This window comes from Bifidobacterium bifidum ATCC 29521 = JCM 1255 = DSM 20456, from assembly GCF_001025135.1.
In the GTDB taxonomy this organism is placed as follows: domain Bacteria; phylum Actinomycetota; class Actinomycetes; order Actinomycetales; family Bifidobacteriaceae; genus Bifidobacterium; species Bifidobacterium bifidum.
The window spans coordinates 569,930-588,649 of sequence record NZ_AP012323.1 but is presented as its reverse complement, the minus strand read 5'-3'; the positions used below and the strand labels follow the sequence as shown (position 1 = coordinate 588,649).

The following is an 18,720-nucleotide window of genomic DNA, read 5'->3' as shown; positions in this document are numbered from 1 at the left end:
CTCATGGCTGACCATGAGACCCCTGATTGCTTGTTACGGGCGGGTGCCCGTCATGCCGTTACCGGCGGCGGCGAACGACGTTCACCGTGACGAAGCCGGCAGCTGCGAGCAGCAGCATGGCAACGCCGATGACGGCGACGCTGGCGCCGGTCTTGGACAGACCGTTGCCCTTGTCGTTGGGCTTGCCCGCGGAAGGCTTGTCGCCATCGTCGGGCTTGCCGGTGTCGCCGGCCTTGGCCAGCGCGGCAGTGGCGGACTTCAGCGTCGTGAGCGCGCCGGAGATCTGCGCCTCGGTGGCGTCCTTGTCCTCCAGCACGGCCTTGGCGTTATCGAGCGCCGCGGCGAACACCTTCCACGAGTCGGCGGTGTAGTCCTTCTCGTCAAGCTTCGACGCGGATTCGACCTCCTTGCGCAGGTCGGCCTTCGGATCGGTCGGTTCGGGCTCCGGATCCTTGGCGGCGACCTTGAACGTCACCGTCGCCGTATCCGTCGACTTGTCCGAATACGTCACCGTCACCGTGGCCGTCACCGTCTTGCCCGCCTGCGCGTCCGTCGGCGTGAACGACACCGTACCGTCCGCGGCGACCGTGAACCCGTCACCCGCGACCGCGAACGTCGTGCCCGCCGGGGCATCCGCGGCGGCGCCGCCCTTCGTGAACGACACCGCGGCGGTGGCCTTCTCGCCCACCTTCGCCGCAACCGAAGCCGGATACGCCGCAGCATACTGCTCCGACAGGCCAGGCTTGGGCTCAGGCTCGGTCTTGGCGGCGACCTTGAACGTCACCGTCGCCGTATCCGTCGACTTGTCCGAATACGTCACCGTCACCGTGGCCGTCACCGTCTTGCCCGCCTGCGCGTCCGTCGGCGTGAACGACACCGTACCGTCCGCGGCGACCGTGAACCCGTCACCCGCGACCGCGAACGTCGTGCCCGCCGGGGCATCCGCGGCGGCGCCGCCCTTCGTGAACGACACCGCGGCGGTGGCCTTCTCGCCCACCTTCGCCGCAACCGAAGCCGGATACGCCGCAGCATACTGCTCCGACAGGCCAGGCTCGGGCGAAGGCTCGGTCTTGGCGGCGACCTTGAACGTCACCGTCGCCGTATCCGTCGACTTGTCCGAATACGTCACCGTCACCGTGGCCGTCACCGTCTTGCCCGCCTGCGCGTCCGTCGGCGTGAACGACACCGTACCGTCCGCGGCGACCGTGAACCCGTCACCCGCGACCGCGAACGTCGTGCCCGCCGGGGCATCCGCGGCGGCGCCGCCCTTCGTGAACGACACCGCGGCGGTGGCCTTCTCGCCCACCTTCGCCGCAACCGAAGCCGGATACGCCGCAGCATACTGCTCCGACAGGCCAGGCTCGGGCGAAGGCTCATCGGCATCCGTGTAGGTGATGACCGGGCTGATGTGGATCGACGACTTGGAGGCGCCGGCCGCGGCATCCACCGAGAAGCGCAGCACATCGCCGACCGCGACCTTGACCGTGCCCTTGGCGGACGCCAGGCATTCGTTGAACCCGGTCGCCGTCGCGAAGGAATCGGTCATCGTCGCGGAGCAGATCACCTCGTCGTTCTTCAGCAGCTTCAGGACCACATCCTTGCCATTGCTGTTCGACTGACGGATGTACGGCTCGACGTGCGCTCCGGTCACCTTGTCCAGCGTGACCTTCACGGAACCGGCCTTCGGCGCGGTCCAGGCCATCGCCGTCGCCGCGGAATCACCCGGATTGTCGGCGATCAGGCCGTGGATGGCGCTGCGGTCGGCCGGAAGGCTCTTGTTCTGATAGTCCACACCGACGCCGTAGTACTTGTCGTAGTACGTCTGCGGGTACACATCGGAACCGAAATCGGTAATCGTCTGCCATTTGCCGGACACCTGACGCTGCGACGTCCAGATCGGGCCCTGAGAGTCGGTCTTGAAGTCGTCGACCCAGTTCCAGGCGTTCTTCTGCACGACCGTGTAGTCGGCGGTGAAGGTGGAGCCGTCGGCGTAGAAGCGCAGCACGTCGCCGGCCTTTACTGCCGCGGCGTCCTCCAGCTTGGTGCCGTCACGGTACACGGCCTTGAGGGCCGAATTCGGCTCGGCGGTCACCAGGGCCAGCAGATCGGCGACGGTGGTCGGGGTCTTCGAGGTGAACGGCACATAGATGACGTTCGCGCCGTTCGCGGTGCCGGTCTCCAGCTTGGAGGTGCCGAGCGCCGCCGGAGCGGTCACGGTGAACGTGGCCGTCGCCTCGATGGACTCGTTGGTGTCGGAGAAGGTGACCGTCACCGGCACGGTGATGGCGCCGGCCCGGGTGCTGGTCAGCGTGACCTCACCGGTGGCGGCGTTCACGGACGCGCCGGCCGGGGCGCCCGCGCCGAGCGCGAACTTGGTGCCGGCGGGGATGGACGCCGCGGCGCTGTCCGCCTTGAGCGTGAACTTGGGCGTGCGCTTGAGCGCGACGCCCGCGCCGCCGGACACGGCCGGGTACAGCACGTTGTACTTCTGCGCGTTGGACTTCTCGACGTTGAAGGTGACGGTCGCCTCGTCGGTGGTGTCATCCGAGTAGGTGACGACCACGGTCGCGGTCTTGGTGGTGCCGTACGCATCGGCGCCGGGCGTGTAGGTGACCGCGCCGGTCGCGGCGTCCACGGCCACACCGTCGACCGCGGTCTTCAGCGCGTAGGACTTGACGCCGGTCGGGGTGGCGGCGGCACCGCCCTTCGTGAACTTCACCGTAGCGGTGGCCTTGGCGCCGACCTTGGCGCTCACCGCGTCGTAGGAGGCAGCGTACTGCGCCGTCTGGGACTCGACGGGTGCCACATCCTGATAGGTGATGACCGGGCTGATGTGGATCGACGACTTGGAGGCGCCGGTCGCGGCATCCACCGAGAAGCGCAGCACATCGCCGACCGCGACCTTGACCGTGCCCTTGGCGGACGCCAGGCATTCGTTGAACCCGGTCGCCGTCGCGAAGGAATCGGTCATCGTCGCGGAGCAGATCACCTCGTCGTTCTTCAGCAGCTTCAGGACCACATCCTTGCCATTGCTGTTCGACTGACGGATGTACGGCTCGACGTGCGCTCCGGTCACCTCGTCCAGCGTGACCTTCACGGAACCGGCCTTCGGCGCGGTCCAGGCCATCGCCGTCGCCGCGGAATCACCCGGATTGTCGGCGATCAGGCCGTGGATGGCGCTGCGGTCGGCCGGAAGGCTCTTGTTCTGATAGTCCACACCGACGCCGTAGTACTTGTCGTAGTACGTCTGCGGGTACACATCGGAACCGAAATCGGTAATCGTCTGCCATTCGCCGGACACCTGACGCTGCGACGTCCAGATCGGGCCCTGAGAGTCGGTCTTGAAGTCGTCGACCCAGTTCCAGGCGTTCTTCTGAGCGATGGTGTATTCGATCGGCGTGTTTGAAGTGCCTTCGACCTCGAAGCGCAGCACGTCGTCGGACTGGATCGCCGCGTCGGCCGCCAGCTTGTTGCCGCCGCGGTACACGTTGGCGACTGATCCGTCACCGACCGTCAGGCCCGCGCGAAGCTGCTTGACTGTGGTCGGGTTCTTCGCGGTGAACGGCACGTAGACGACCTTGGAGCCGCCGACCGTGGCGGTCTCGTACGCGTTGACCTTGCCGGAGACGGAGAGCACGTTGCTTTCGACGGCACCCAGGTCCGGGGTTCCCTTGATGGTGTTGCCGAAGAAGTCGTTCGTGACCGCGTAGTCGTTCATGTCGGAGATGACCTTGCCGGCATTGATGGCCGGGGAGCCGTCAACGGGCTTGTATCCGTCGAACTCGCTGCCGGAACGGCCATAGACCGAACCGTCGGCCTTCGGCGCGCTCGGCGCGTGTCCGGCATTGGCCAGCACGGTCTTCACATCGGCGACCTCGACGGCGTTGGAATCGGAGGCGGGCTTGTTCGCGTAATTGACGTACATGTTGTTGTCGTACGTCTGGCCGCCGTGCTGGTTGCCGCGGTTCCACGTCTCGGTCTTCTTGGTGTCGGTCGCGTTGATGAAGATGTTGTTCTCGAACTTCGCCTGGCTGTTGGATCGGCCGGTCAGCACCGCGCTGTCCTTACCGATGTAGACGGTGTTGTTGTAGATGTGGTTGCCCGGACCGTTGCTCGGCAGGTCGAACACGCCGCGGCGGTCGTTCTGCGAGATGTTGTAGCGGAACGTCGTGTTGATGGCGTACTGGTTGCAGATCATCAGCGAGGCGAACGAGTTGCCGTACGAGTAGTTGTACTGGTACAGCGTGCCGTCGCCGTAATCGGCGTCCCACGCCTGGCCGTCGCCGTTGCCGTGCTCGGAGTTGAGGTTGTTGTACATCTCGTTGTACTGGAAGATCGGGTCCTTGCAGCGCCAGGGCCAGATGCCCGCCGCGACCCAGCCGCCGTACCTGCCGCCGTGCTCGCGGTCATGCGGGTAGTCGACGTCGTTCATGTGCTTCGAGACGCTGTCGCCCACGTTGTACTGGATGACCGGACGGTCGCAGTACATGAGGGTGATGGCGTCGCCGCCCGCACCCTTGACGTAGTTGTTCTCGATGGTCACGTTGGTCTGGCCGTACTTGGCGATCAGGTCGTCGTCGATGCTGCCGTCGCCCCACGCCGCGTCGATGAAGTTGAGGTACGCGGTGTAGCCCACGGCGATGCCCCAGCGGTCCACGTCCTTGACGATGTTGTTCTTGATGGTGATGTGGTCGAAGCGCGAGATGTGGTTCTGCAGCCACGTGTTGTCCGCGGCGTTCTTGTTCTCGCGGGCGTAGTGAGCCATGAAGTAGATGCCGCCGTTGGCCATGTGCTTGTTGTAGATGTTGCCGTCCACGTCGTGGATGTTCAGGCCCTCAAGCGTGACATGGCTCATCGTTGTGCCGTTCTCCGCGATGCCGGCCACGCCGGTGCGGTCCATGCGGTCGGCCGAGCGGTCGAGCTTGGTGCCATCCGAATCGGCCGTGTCGGTCCACTTCCACGTGTCGATCGGGTCGTAGACGTCGGGGTCGTCATTGGTGATCTCCAGGTTCTTCACCGTGATGTACGACACGTCCTTGAGCAGGATGGCCGAGGAGACGGTGCCCTTGTTCTGGTGGTTGCCGACCGACGCACGGTAGTTCTGGTACCACCGGCTGCCCTTGACGCCGTTCGCCGCGATGACCGGCTTGGCGGAGGCGTCGCCGTAATCGGCGATGGTGATGGGCGCGTCGGCGGTTCCCGACGTGTCCTTGATGTGCAGATACTGGTCCTGGAACGTGGAGCCACGCTCCAGCAGCACGGAGTCGCCCGGCTTAAGGTCGGTCGCGATGGCGTTGACCTTGTCCAGCGTCTTCCAGGGATGGTTCTGATCGGTGCCGGCGTTGCCGTCATCGCCATGCGTCGATGACACGTAATATGTCGTTCCGGTCGACGCCGCCGCTGGCGTCGCATCGCCCGCGAGCGCCGAAGACGGCGCGATCAACGCGAACGCCGTCCCCAAAGCGACCGATGCTGCGATCATCCGTGATCCTACATGAGGTTTCATCGTTGTCCTTACTGTTATTGGAGAGTCTCCGTTCCCCTCCTCGTTGCGGGGGGACATGTCGGCGATCCGGTCATCCATGACGATGCCCCCTTCCGGGGTCATTCACGGACTCGCCACACCACCAATATGTAAAGAGACTTTACAAGTTCAAAAGTATAGCGGTACCCATAGGCTACGGCAATGGGGTATGGCGTATTCGGCATTTCGTTAACTGTCATAACGTCACCCTTGTACCCCCTGAACGGAACCCGGGAAATCAGTCGCAATGTCCAGCATTCGGACGCAAACCAGCTATCGATTCTTTGTATAACGGCACCGCCGTGGCCGATGGAATCTACAGGTACGATATGCCCCATGACGACACCGAGAATCAGTTACGCGCATCTGCTCGCCAAGCCGAATCCCAAGCACATCGACAGTCTGCTGCGATTCTTCGAGGAAGGCCGTTCCAAACGCGGCACGGGCGGTTTCGGCGTGGAGATCGAACATCTTCCGGTGCACAACGGCGACGACACCGCCGTCAGCTACTACGAGGAGAACGGCGTCGAAACGCTGCTCAAGCGCATTGCGCCGTACTATGACAAGGAAAAGGAGTACTGGGAGAACGGCCATCTGGTCGGACTCGGGCGCGAAGGCATCGCCGTGTCGCTGGAGCCCGGCGGTCAGGTGGAGTGCTCGCTGGGCATCCTCAAGACGCCGCAGGAACTGCTGACGCTGTATCGTTCCTTCCGGCGTGACATCGATCCCGTGCTGGACGAGCTGGGCTTCCGTCTGGTCAATTACGGCTACCAGCCCAAGTCGGGCTTCGCCGACGTCAAGGTCAACCCGAAGGACCGTTACGACGCCATGACCCGCTACCTGGGGCGGGTAGGCCAGTTCGGCCCGTGCATGATGCGGTGCTCGGCCTCCACGCAGGTGAGCATCGACTACGTCGACGAGCAGGATTCCATCGACAAGCTGCGTCTGGGCACCATCATCGGGCCGATCCTCGCCTGGTACTTCCGCAATACGCCGTATTTCGAGGGCGCGCCGAACCCGTGGCCCCTGCTGCGCCAGCGCATGTGGGACTATCTCGACCCCCAGCGCACGAACGTGATTCCCGGACTGTTCGACAAGCGGTTCGGCTGGGAGGAGTACGCCATCGACGTGCTGTCCACGCCGCTGATGTTCGCCGATCTGACGCATACGCCGGAGGCCAAGAGCCTGAGCGGCAAGGAGCTGCATCACCCGGCGTTCTATGAGAACGCCGGAGAGGTGTATCCCGACCGCGAGCTCAACCCGTACGAGATCAACCACATCATCTCCACGCATTTCAACGACGTGCGTATGAAGAACTTCATCGAGCTGCGGCATTGGGATTCGCTGCCGATCGAGCGCGCCGAGCGGCTGACGGAGATCATCGCATCCCTGTTCTACGTGCCGGAGAACAGGGAGCGGTTGGAAAGCTACTTCGAGGATATCCGCGAAGAGGACGTGTTCGAGGCGAAGGCGAACCTGCAGGCGCGCGGCGCGCAATCGGCGCCGTATGGCCAGCCGCTCGAATTCTGGAAGGAGTTCCTGGGATTGGAGGGCCTGTTGGCCGACGAGCCCGGCGATCCGAAGCATCCGGACGTATTCCAGGAATAACCGGAATCCAAGGCGACGACCGACGGACATGATTGTGGGGGCGTTCCTGCGCAATGCGGGCGACACCCCGCAATCATGTCCGTCGCGTATCATGACGGCATGAAGCAGTCACGAAAATGCGGATCAGGCTCTCCCAGCAAGGCAACGGACGGGAGCGGCCGTGACGCCGCGAAGATGGGGACGAAAACCAATACGAGAACCCGCGCGATCATCGTCGTCGCGGCCGTCCTGCTGATTGCGGCCATCGTCGGCACCGTCTTTCTCGTCCGTTCGCTCACGGCGAGCCCCGACTCGTCAAAGACGGACGATGCGCAAGCCAACGCGACGCAGGCCTTCCCGAAATTCTCCTTCGGCGACACCACCATCACGCAGGCCGAATTCACCCAGGCGTGGTCGTCGCAGCGCACCGCCGCCGTCAGCTATTTCAAGCAGAAGCACGACGTCAACCTCAACGCCCGGGACGCCGACTGGACCGCCTCATACGGCGGAGAGAAGCCGGTCGAATGGCTGACGAAACAGACTATCGACACGCTGCGCTTCCGTCACGCGGCGTACCTGATCGCAGTCTCGTACGGGCTGGTCGACGACGACTCGTACACCGGCATCGTCAAGCGCATGGAAACCCTCAACGCGAACAACCGGCAGAAACGTGAAGCGGGGCAGGTCATCTACGGACGCAGCGAATACGACATCGCCTCATACATCGACTACGAGATGACCGCGCTGAAGAACGACTACGTCGACGACGCCACGAAACCGGGCATGAACCCGAGCGAGACCGAGGTGCAGGAGTATTACGACGCGCACGACTGGACCGTGGACGGGGTCGAGGGCAAGGCGCCGCTCGCCGATGTGAAAGCCAATGTGAAGACGGCGCTGCGCACGGAACGCTACCGCGAGAGGGTTCAGAGCAAGGCCGACAAGATAGACGTGTCGACCCTGCCATGGAAGAGGCTGTACGCCTACGCGGCGACCCTGGTCGGCTGATCGCCGGGCCGAGGCTGATCCGTCAGTCGGCCGCGGCCAGCTTCTGGTGATTCTTCTTCGCCGCGGCGATCATCAGCTTGATGCGGTTGAGCTGATTGGCCTGTGAGGCGCCGGGATCATAGTCGATGGAGACGATGTTCGCGTCCGGGTGCAGACGGCGAATCTTGCCGAACATGCCGCGGCCGGTCACATGGTTGGGCAGGCAGGCGAACGGCTGGGCGCAGATCACATTCGGGCAGCCAGACTCGATGAGCTCCAGGATCTCGGCGGTCAGCAGCCACCCCTCGCCGGCCTGCACGCCCACCGAGGTCACCTCGGAGGCCTTCTTGACCAGCTCGGGCATCGGCAGGTCCTGGCTGAACTTGCCATGCGCCAGATCGATGGCCGCGCGCACCGGGTTGAGGTAACGGTCGAGACCCCAGCGCATGAGCGAGTACAGCTTCTTGTTGCCGCCCATGCCGAGGTTCTTCTCGTTCCAGTCGGTGATGTACGGACGCGTGGTCATGAACTCCATGATGCCGGGGACCACGGCCTCGCAATCCTGCGATTCGATGACGTCGACCACGTGGTTGTTCGCGTCGGGATGGTACTTGACGAGGATCTCGCCGACGACGCCGACGCGCACCTTGCGCGGGATGTCGCGCAGCGGCAGTGCGTCGAACGATTTGACGATCTCCTTGAGCAGCGTCTGGTACGGCAGGTAATGCTTGCCGATCTTCTTCTTCGCGGTATCGGAGAAGCCGTGGTGCTCGATGGTCTCGCGCACGATGGTGTCCCACATCTGGTACAGCTTGTCGGCGCTGCCCTTCTCGACCTCGTACGGGCGCACGCGCATCAGGCATTTGAGCAGCAGGTCGCCGACGACCAGCGCCTTGATGGCGCGGTGCAGCAGCGTGGGCGTGGCCTTGAAGCCCGGGTTGTCCTCGAAGCCCTGCGTGGACAGCGCGATGACCGGCACCTGCGGGTAGCCGGCGTCGATCAGCGCCTTGCGGATCAGGCCGAAGTAGTTCGTCGCGCGGCACATGCCGCCGGTCTGCGTGATGGCGAGCGCCACATGGTCGGGATCGTACTTACCCTTGACGATGGCGTCGACGAGCTGGCCGATGACCATGATCGCCGGGTAGCAGGCGTCATTGTTGACGTACTTGAGGCCGAGTTCGACGTCCTCGCGGCTCGCGGTCTTGAGGATGTCGAACTTGTATCCGCCGGAGCGGATGACCGACTCGACCAGCGACATGTGGATCGGGCTCATCTGGGGGCCGACGATCGTGTAGTCCTTCTTCATTGACTTGCCGAACGGCACCTTGTTGGCGTACTTCGACATGGTCGCGGTGTTGTGGCCGGATTTCTTGGCGGTCTTCCTCGCGGACTTGCCGTTCGGCGAGGTGGCGGCGAGCCGCGACTCGGCCTGCGCCGCGCGGCGGGAGGCGTCCTTGACGGCCTTGGTGAGCTGCGGGTTGCTCTTCATCACCGTGTCGAGCATGACCTGACGGCCGGGCGTGGGCGCCTCGGATCCGGTCTTGCGGAAGCCCGTAGAATGCGGGGCCGGCTGCTCGGCGGCGTTCTTCTGCTTCTCCGCGGCCTCGACGGCGGCCTGCGCGGCGGCGAGCTGGTCCTGGGCGGCCTTGAGCTGCACCTCGGCGGCCGCGAGCTCCTCCTTGGCCTGACGCTGCGCCGCAAGCTCGGCCGCACTGGGGCCGACCGGTTGGTCCTGCTTGTTCGGCAGCACCTGCTGGCGGGATTGGGACTGGGCCTGTGCGGCCAGACGCCGCTTGTTGGCCTCGCGCTCCTCGACGGCGGCCTTGAGCGAACGCAGGCGGATCTTCGCCGCTCCGAGGTTGCTCACCTCATCGATCTTGAGCAGCGTGTACACGTCGGCCTTGTCGGCGAGGATCTCGGCCACCTGATCGGTGGTGATGGCGTCCAAGCCGCAGCCGAAGGAGTTGAGCTGCACGAGTTCGAGACCCGGGTAGGACGCCACGAAATGCGCCGCCGCGTAGAGCCGCGAATGGTAGGCCCACTGGTTGGTGACGCGCAGCGGCATGCGGGAGACGGTCACCTTGCGGTCGCCGACGTGGCGGAAGCCGTTCGCGTTCTTCTTGCGCGGGTCCTCCTCGCCTTCCGACAGGTAGTCGCTCAGATGCAGGTTCTCCCCCGGCTGCAGTTCGCAGATCGAATCCTCCGAGAGCACGACCATGCCGAGCGCGCAGATCGTCTCAGGGATGCCGTGGTTGACCTCGGGGTCGATGTGGTACGGGCGCCCGGCGAGCACGATGCCCCGGCAGTTGTGCTCCTTCATGTAGGCGAGCGCCTTGAAACCTTCCTCCTGCACGTCGTTCTTGAAGATCTTGTCCTCGGCGTACGCGGCCTTGACCGCGGTCTCGGCCTCCTCGCGGCTCACGTTCGCCCACGCGAACTCCTCGACGATGCGGTCGACCATGAGCTCGTGGTTGGCGAGGTTGAAGTACGGGTGCATGTAGCGGATGCCGTCCTCGCGCAGTTCGGGCATGTTCGCGCCGATCACCACCGGGTAGTTGGCCACGACCGGGCAGTTGTAGTGGTTGTCCGTATTGGGCACGAGGTTGTCCTCGTAGCTCACGCGCGGGTAGAAGATGTTCTTGACGCCCTTGCCCAGCAGCCACTTGATGTGGCCGTGCACCAGCTTGGCCGGGTAGCAGATGTTCTCGGAGGCGATCGATTCGATGCCGGTCTCGAACAGCTCGTGCGAGCTGCGGCCGGAGATCATCACCTTGAAGCCGAGCGAGGTGAGCAGCGTGAACCAGAACGGGTAGTTCTCGTACATGTTGAGCACGCGAGGGATGCCGATCTCGCCGCGGGTGGCCTTCTTGTCGGTGAGCCTGCGGTAGGCGAAGCAGCGCTTGTACTTGTAGTCGTACAGGTTCGGCCTGTCGGAGCGCTTCTTCTTCGCGTCGCCGCCGCGCTCGCAGCGGTTGCCGGTAACGTAGCGCGAGCCGTCGGCGAACGTGGTGATGGTGAGCTTGCAGTGGTTCTGGCACAGCTTGCACACGTCGCGCTCGGAGGTCATCGACATGTTGTCGAGGTCGTCGCCGGACAGGATGTTGGACGCCGTGTGGTGCACGCCGTCGATGACGACCTCGTGGTCTTGCTCCGCGCTGACATCGTCGCTGCCGGCCATATCGGCGGACTGGCCCGCGGAGACTTCGGCATCGTGGTCGTGCGCGTCGTCGGCCACGTCCTCGTAATGCATGCGCGCGGTCAGGGCGGCGCCGAATGCACCCATCAAGCCGGCGATGTTCGGGCGGGTCACCTCGCGCTCGGTGAGCAGCTCGAAGGCGCGCAGCACGGCGTCATTGAGGAACGTGCCGCCCTGCACGACGACGGTGTCGCCGAGCTCACCGGAGTCACGCAGCTTGATGACCTTGTACAGCGCGTTGCGCACGACCGAATAGCACAGGCCGGCGGCGATGTTCTCCATCGACGCGCCTTCCTTCTGTGCCTGCTTGACGGACGAGTTCATGAACACCGTGCAGCGCGAGCCGAGGTCAACCGGATGGTCGGAGTTGAGGGCCGCCTGGGTGAACTCCTGGATGGTCAGACCCATCGACTGCGCGAAGGTCTGCAGGAACGAGCCGCAACCGGACGAGCACGCCTCGTTGACGGCGATCGAGTCGATGACGCCGTCGGTGATGGCCAGGTATTTCATGTCCTGGCCACCGATGTCGATGACAGCGGTGACACCGGGGCTGACCATTTCGGCGCCGCGGTAGTGCGCCATGGTCTCGACCACGCCCTCGTCCAGGTGCAAGCCGGTGGTGATCAGTCCCTCGCCGTAGCCGGTCGCGCAGGATCGGGCGATCCACGCGCCTTCGGGCAGCTCGGACTGGATCTTCTTGACGATGTTGATGGCGGCGGTCAACGGGCTGCCTTCGTTGGTGGCGTAGCTGGACCATACGATCTCGCGGTCGTCGTTGACGAGCGTCGCCTTGATGGTGGTCGAACCCGCGTCGATACCGAGGAAGTGCGGGCCTTTCGCGCCTTCGAGCGTGCCGATGTGGATGTGTTCGCGATGATGGCGCTCGTTGAACGCCTCGCGCTCCTGGTCGGAGGAGAACAGCGGGGGCATGGTCGGCGTGTTCGCCGGCAGGTTCTTCAGGTCGTCGAGGGCGGCGATGATGTCGTCACAGGTGCGCGGCTCGAAATGCACGCCGTCGACGTCGATGCCGTCCGGCTCCCCAGCGATCAGCGCGGAGCCGTATGCGACGTACAGGTGGGCGTCGGTCGGCACGATGAACTCGTCGACCTTGCCGGCGAGCGCGCGGTGGAACGCCTCGCGCAGCTCGGACATGAAGAACAGCGGGCCGCCGAGGAAGATGACCGTACCGTGGATCGGGCGTCCGGAAGCCAGGCCGGCGATGGTCTGCGTGGCCACCGCGGTGAAGATCGACGCGGCCAGATCGGGCTTGGCGGCGCCGTCGTTGATCAGCGGCTGCAGGTCGGTCTTCGCGAACACACCGCAACGCGACGCGATCGGGTACAGGGTCTTGTAGTCCTTGGCGTAATCGTTGAGGCCGGAGGCGTCGGTGTCGAGCAGCGTGGCCATCTGGTCGATGAATGCGCCGGTGCCGCCCGCGCACGAACCGTTCATGCGCTGTTCGGGAGTGGGCTTCAGGTACGTGATCTTGGCGTCCTCGCCGCCGAGCTCGATGATGACGTCGGCCTGCGGGTATTCCTCGTCGATCGCGCGGGTCTCGGCGATGACCTCCTGGATGAACGGCACGTGCAGGTTGTCGGCGAGCGTCAGGCCGCCGGAACCGGTGATGGCGAGACGAATGGGCTCGTCGCCGCGGCCGAGGTCGACGAGCGTCTGATGGATGTCCTTGAGCAGTCCAGCCACCGTGGCGCGGACGTTGGCGTGGTGACGTCGGTAGTCGGAGAACAGCACGTCATTGAGCGCATTGGTCTGATCGAGCACCACGGCCTTGACCGTGGTCGATCCGATATCCAGACCCACGCGCAACGGCTTACTATCGTGGCTTTCGGCCGCGGTATTCGCTGTATCCACCATCTGTTACCTCTGTCTTCGATTCGGGACTTCCCGCTACTTCCTTATGTAATGTAGTCCGAGACCCCTCCTAACGAGCCGTCGTATGGCGTGATTTCGCTAACAAACGCAAAACGGAAACTCGACGGTTTCCCCACGATTGCGGCGTTACCCCCATTATCGCGCATTCGGGGGGGGTGAGCCGAGCATGCCAGCAGGCTGGTGGTCTTATGGACCAGCGCTATTGACCACCCCAGTCCCGCCCAAATCCCTGATATGGCGGACACGCCGGCGACGACGGAGGGCCATACCCCGGCCGCAGTATCCGAGACCTCCAGCGGACCGGGCACGCCGCTGCCCGCGAAAACGTCGACCACGTCGTCCCGCACGCCGCGCATATACAGAGTCGTCCTCCCCAATCCGGTGCCCAGCATGCGCGAGCACCTTTCCCGGAAACAGAGCATCATCACATGGAACAGCGGACTCACGCGAGGCCAGATGAATGCGGGGAGAAGCAAGGCCATGCCGATGGCGGGCGAGACTGTCAGGATGGCCGCGATCAGGCCGACGGCATCGAATCCACTGGATGGATGGCAAGGCCGGCGGCGCCGTCACGACGCCTGTGCGCCCTCGCCGGCCTCGCGATCCTTGAGGTACATTTCGGGGATGTCGCGCTCCTGGTCGTGGAGCTTGGCCCAGACGACAGGCCTGCCGGCGGCCAGCGAACGCGGCACGTCGAGGATGCGCTGGTTTCTGGATCCGCGGAACTGCAGGAGGGAGTCGTGCTGGTCCTTGAGGTAGCGGCCGTCGACGAGGATGTCGATGAGCTGCAACAGTTCGAGCTTGTCCGGCGTCTCACCGGGGCGCATCAGCTCCTCCCACGTGTAGCCGGTCCAGCACCAGATGTCTTTGTCGTGGCCGAACTCGCCGCGGATGCGCCGGGCGAGCGGCAACAGGACGGGCGTATTCAGCATGGGTTCGCCACCGAGGAACGTGATGCCCTGGATCCACGGCGCCTTGAGGTCGTCGACGATCTTGTCTTCAAGCTTCTGCGTGTATTCGTGGCCGGCCTGGAAATCCCAGATCGACGAGTTGAAGCATTCGACGCAGTGGAACGGGCAGCCGGAGACGTACAGCGAATTGCGTACGCCTTCGCCGTCGGTGACGATGAAGGTCTTGTAGTCGGCGATCATGCGCTTGGACATGCGCCGCCCGTCCCACTGGCCGGAACGGGGGTTGTTGGTCAGTGATGACGGCACTCCGGGTCCGCGGCCGGTCTCGCCGGCCGCGAAATCATGCAGCGTCGACTTCCTGTCCATCATCATCCTCCCTGTCCAACCGTAACGTTGCGCGCAACGAGCGAGGGTCGCCGGTATATGTTGTCTGACCGTAAGCTCGGCCGAACGGCCTTGAGTGTGTCAGACAACATATACCGGCGACCCTCGCGGACAGCACAACGCGCGGTACCGGCAGTTACTTGGCCTCTTCGAACCACTCGCGCTCGGAGCCGTCCGCCAGCGTCACGTGACCGGTCTCGCCGCTCATGTGCTTGACGCGGTGGGAGATCTCCTCGTGACGGCCATGCACCATCGGGCGCTGCACCGGGTTGCCGAGGTAGCCGCAGGTGCGCTTGGTGACGTTGCACTTGTCAGGGTCGCAGTTGCCGCACTCGGGGCACTTGAAGCCCTCGTCGGTCGGCTCGAAGTCGCCCTGGAAGCCGCACACGAAGCAGTGGTCGATCGGCGTGTTGGTGCCGAGGTAGCCGATGCCGATGTTGTAGGCGTAATCCCACACGGCCTCCAACGCCTTCGGGTTGTCCTGCAGGCACGGGTACTCGCAGTAGTTGATGAAGCCGCCGGACGCGAAGTACGGGAAGTCCTTCTCGTAGTTGAGCTTCTCCATCGGGGTGGGCTGCAGCCACACCGGGTAGTGGAAGGAGTTGGTGTAGAAGTCGTGGTCGGTGACGCCCTCGATGCGGCCGAACTTCTCGCGGTCCATGCGGTTGAAGCGGTCGGTGAGGGATTCGGCCGGTGTGGAGTACACGGAGTAATGGTAGCCTTCGGCCTTGCTCCACTGCTTGCACAGTTCGCTCATGCGCTTGACGATCGACAGCGCGAACTCTTTGCCCTGCGGGTCCCAGCCGTGGTCGCGGATCCAGTCCTTGCCGTAGAAGACGGCGGTGGCCTCGGCCAGGCCGATGTAGCCGAGCGACACGGTGGCGCGCTCGTTCTTGAACAGCGTGTCGACGTTGCCGCTCGCGCCGAGGCGACCGAAGGCGCCGAAGCGGAACAGGGTGGGCGCGTTGACCGGGGTGGCCTGCTTGCAGCGCATGATGCGGAACTGCAGCGCCTGGTGGGCGACCTCCATGCGCTCGTTGAACAGCTTCCAGAAACGTTCCTTGCTGCCGTGGGATTCGATGGCGATGCGCGGCACGTTCACGGAAACGACGCCGAGGTTCATGCGGCCATCCTCCTCGTCCTTGCCGGTCTCGGGGTTGATCCAGCCCTGCAGGAAGGAGCGGCAGCCCATCGGCGCCTTGAAGGAGCCGGTGATCTTGACGATGTTCTCGTAGAACACGACGTCCGGGTACATGCGCTTGGTGGCGCATTCCAGGGCGAGCTGCTTCAGGTCGTAGTTCGGGTCGCCGGGGTCGGCGTTCACGCCGTGGCGCACGGTGAACACGAGCTTCGGGAAGATTGCGGTGTGGTGGTCCTTGCCGAGGCCGCGGATGCGGTTGAGCAGGATCGCGCGCTGCACCTCGCGGGCGAACCAGTCGGTGCCCAGGCCGAAGCCGACGGTGACGAACGGGGTCTGGCCGTTGGAGACGCGGTTGGAGTTGATCTGGTACTCCATCGTTTGCATGGCGTCGTAGATGGACTTGCGCGTGCGGACCTTGGCGAGGATCTCACGCTCCTGCTCCAGCTCGTCGACGTCGGTGTGGAACGGCGTGTCCATGGGCAGCGGCTCGCGGGAGCCGAAGTGCAGCTTGGCGGGCTCGTTGGCCTTGGCGTTCTCGACCTGACGACGGGCGAACTCCACCGGCATGCCGTCGGGGATGGTCTCGCGGGCCTCTTCGAGGAACTTCTCGTAGTCCTTCTTCGCGTAGGCGGCGAGGTGCTCGTCGGCACGGTTGGCGGTCTGGCCGCCGTACTGGCTGGAGGCCACGTCCTTCATGATCTGGGTGATCTGCGTGGCGGCGATGGCGATGGACTTCGGGGAGGCCATCGGCGCGTTGCCGAGCGTGAAGCCGTTGGCGAGCATGTCCCAGAAGTTGGGCAGCGAGCAGTTGGACTGCGCGGTGAACGGCGAGTAGTCGGCGTCGTGGAAGTGGATGTCGCCCTTCATGTGCGCGTTCGCGACGGCCGGGGGCAGCATGTTGAACGCGGCGGCCTTGGAGACGGCGCCGGCGAGCAGGTCGCGCTGAGTGGCGTAGACGTTGGCATCCTTGTTCGCGTTCTCGTGGATCAGCGTCGGATCCTGGTTGATGAAGCGGGAGACGGCCTCGTTGACGTCCGTGGCCTTGGCGCGCTGGATGTCCTTGTCGAGACGGTAGTTGGTGTAGGCGCGGGCCACGTCGTACAGGTGGGCGTCGATCAGGGCGTGCTCGACGAGGTTCTGGATGTCCTCGATCTTGGCGGGACCGTTGTAGCGCTCCGTGATCTCGCCTTCGATCTGGTCGGCGAAGCCGCGGATCAGCTTCTCCTCCTCCGGGCCGACCTGCTTGTCAAGGTCGGCGAAGGCGGACTTCACGGCGCTGATGATGTTTATCGGGTCGAAGTCGACGACGCGACCGTCACGCTTCTCCACCAGCACCTTGGAGGAGGTGGCGGTACTGGCGTTCATCAGCAGAGCATCCATGTCCTAATCCCTGTCCTTTCGTGATTCCCGGCATGTCTTGCGGCGGTCGCCGATCCGAAATCACACGTGTGTAAGTTGTTTGTTCTCTGATGACTATACGACATGCCACCCCTAGATATAGTGGGGAAACGCCGAAAACAATCCTAGATATGCACATTTCGGCGAAATAGAGCCGAAAAGAACATCCGTGTGATTTACTTCACGGTATGTCGTCAGCGTGTCGCGGCGAGACCATCACCGAAAAGCCGGCCAACAATGATACCGTCCGACGGCGACGCTCTCGCAGGCAGAAAAACTTGTCCTTTCTGTACGTAAACCTTGAAGACATGAATCAGGAACAGGACCTTGCAATCGCGATGCAGCGGCCATCGGAGGGCGGCGGGGAGCGCATCCCCAAGCCCTTCGACCAACTGCCGCGCCTGGCAGCCGAGACCACCGCGGACAACCCCTGGCCAGTCAGCGTACTGAGCCAGAAATTCCATACCGCGGTGGAGCGCTGGCCCGCCGCGTGGATCGCCGGGCAGATCACGGAGATCAACACGCGCCGCGCCGGCTCGGCGTATCTTACGGTGCGCGATGACGTGGAGGACATCGCCATATCCGTGTCCGGCTGGCGGGCGTTCGCCTCGAAGGCCGCCTCATTCAAGCAGGGCGACCGCGTGGTCGTGCATGGCAAGGCCGACATCTGGGTCAAGCAGACGCGGTTGAGCTTCATCGGCGACGACATCCGCAAGATCGGCTCCGGCGGCGGACTGAAGGAGCAGATCGACCAGTTGCGCATGAAGCTCAAGGGCGAGGGCCTGTTCGACGCGGACCGCAAGCTGCCGCTGCCGGAATTCCCCTCCTGCATCGGACTGATATGCGCCCCGCACGCACGGGCCGAAGGCGATGTCATCACCAACGTGCGGCTGCGCTGGCCGACGGTGCGGTTCAACATCGTCCATGCCTTCGTACAAGGGCCGCAGTGCCCGCAATCCATCGTCGAGGCGATTCACCGGCTAGACGCCGACCCGGACGTCGACGTGATCATCGTGGCGCGAGGCGGCGGCTCGTTCGAGGACCTCATCGGATTCTCGGACGAGGCGGTGGTGCGCGCCACGGCGGGATGCGAGACGCCGATCGTCTCCGCCATCGGGCATGAGGACGACTGGACGCTGATCGACCTGGCGGCGGACCTGCGGGCCTCGACGCCGACCGACGCGGCGAAGAAGGTCGTGCCCGACGTGCACGAGCAGTGGCAGCTGATCGGCAATGCCATCGACCGCATGCGCATGCGCATCGACGCGCGCGTCGGCAACGAGATACGGCTGGTCGAAGGGTACGCGAACCGGCCCAGCCTGACGCAGCCGCTGACCATGCTGGAGCCGTACCAACGGTTCGTCGACGACGCGCGCCGCCGCATGGACATCGGCCTGACGCGCATCGTGGACGACGCCAGCCTGACCGTGGAGAAGCTGCATGCCAGCCTGACCGCGCTCAGCCCGCAATCCACGCTCGACCGCGGATACGCCGTCGTCCAGAACGCCGACGGGCACGTCATCGACGACGCCGGAAAGGTGAGCGCGGGAGACCATCTCACGCTGACGCTGCGCAAGGGGGTCATCACCGCCACCGCCCAGTAGCGGAGTGCCGCACGGCAGCAGAGTGCGGGGCAGATATCAGCCGCATAACCATATATATATGACCGTTATCCAATCGAATACGACACGCATACACGACA

7 protein-coding genes are annotated in these 18,720 nt (G+C 64.3%); 3 read left to right on the top strand and 4 right to left on the bottom strand.

Translation table 11 applies throughout. From position 1 onward, the window contains the following. Positions 1–58: 58 nt before the first annotated feature. Positions 59–5,482 carry a Rib/alpha-like domain-containing protein gene (locus BBBF_RS02295; RefSeq protein WP_231855234.1) on the bottom strand — a complete coding sequence of 1,808 codons (5,424 nt, stop codon included), beginning with the start codon at positions 5,480–5,482 and terminating at the stop codon, positions 59–61. A gap of 378 nt (positions 5,483–5,860) precedes the next feature. Between BBBF_RS02295 and BBBF_RS02290 the strand changes: the two genes are divergently transcribed. Beyond that, complete coding sequence (locus BBBF_RS02290; protein ID WP_021647702.1) at positions 5,861–7,132, top strand: glutamate-cysteine ligase family protein; 1,272 nt, start codon at positions 5,861–5,863, stop codon at positions 7,130–7,132. Positions 7,133–7,231: 99 nt separating this feature from the next. Then, the gene (gene lnbY / locus BBBF_RS02285) at positions 7,232–8,119 is read left to right on the top strand and encodes a lacto-N-biosidase chaperone LnbY (protein ID WP_229032483.1); all 888 of its coding nucleotides are present in this window, start codon (positions 7,232–7,234) and stop codon (positions 8,117–8,119) included. 22 nt (positions 8,120–8,141) lie between these two features. On the opposite strand, the gene BBBF_RS02280 is transcribed toward lnbY, so the two are convergent. From BBBF_RS02280 to nrdD, 3 genes are all read right to left on the bottom strand, one after another. After that, positions 8,142–13,166: an acyl-CoA dehydratase activase-related protein gene (locus tag BBBF_RS02280; protein ID WP_033509952.1), complete on the bottom strand. Its 5,025-nt coding sequence runs from the start codon at positions 13,164–13,166 to the stop codon at positions 8,142–8,144. A 587-nt stretch (positions 13,167–13,753) separates the two neighbouring features. After that, positions 13,754–14,461, bottom strand: a complete 708-nt coding sequence (gene nrdG / locus BBBF_RS02270) for an anaerobic ribonucleoside-triphosphate reductase activating protein (protein WP_003815707.1) — start codon at positions 14,459–14,461, stop codon at positions 13,754–13,756. Positions 14,462–14,615: 154 nt separating this feature from the next. After that, positions 14,616–17,000, bottom strand: a complete 2,385-nt coding sequence (gene nrdD / locus BBBF_RS02265; protein WP_003812105.1) for an anaerobic ribonucleoside-triphosphate reductase — start codon at positions 16,998–17,000, stop codon at positions 14,616–14,618. A gap of 356 nt (positions 17,001–17,356) precedes the next feature. Between nrdD and xseA the strand changes: the two genes are divergently transcribed. Next, on the top strand, positions 17,357–18,622 hold the full coding sequence (gene xseA, locus BBBF_RS02260) for an exodeoxyribonuclease VII large subunit (protein WP_033509995.1): 1,266 nt from the start codon (positions 17,357–17,359) through the stop codon (positions 18,620–18,622). Positions 18,623–18,720 lie beyond the last annotated feature (98 nt).

What these genes read in the sequence shown, in the direction of transcription:
- BBBF_RS02290 (WP_021647702.1), top strand. Translation starts at nt 5,861, where the DNA reads ATGACGACACCGAGAATCAGTTACGCGCATCTGCTCGCCAAGCCGAAT.
- nrdD (WP_003812105.1), bottom strand. Translation starts at nt 17,000, where the DNA reads ATGGATGCTCTGCTGATGAACGCCAGTACCGCCACCTCCTCCAAGGTG.
- BBBF_RS02295 (WP_231855234.1), bottom strand. Translation starts at nt 5,482, where the DNA reads ATGATCGCAGCATCGGTCGCTTTGGGGACGGCGTTCGCGTTGATCGCG.
- BBBF_RS02280 (WP_033509952.1), bottom strand. Translation starts at nt 13,166, where the DNA reads ATGGTGGATACAGCGAATACCGCGGCCGAAAGCCACGATAGTAAGCCG.
- nrdG (WP_003815707.1), bottom strand. Translation starts at nt 14,461, where the DNA reads ATGGACAGGAAGTCGACGCTGCATGATTTCGCGGCCGGCGAGACCGGC.
- xseA (WP_033509995.1), top strand. Translation starts at nt 17,357, where the DNA reads ATGCAGCGGCCATCGGAGGGCGGCGGGGAGCGCATCCCCAAGCCCTTC.
- lnbY (WP_229032483.1), top strand. Translation starts at nt 7,232, where the DNA reads ATGAAGCAGTCACGAAAATGCGGATCAGGCTCTCCCAGCAAGGCAACG.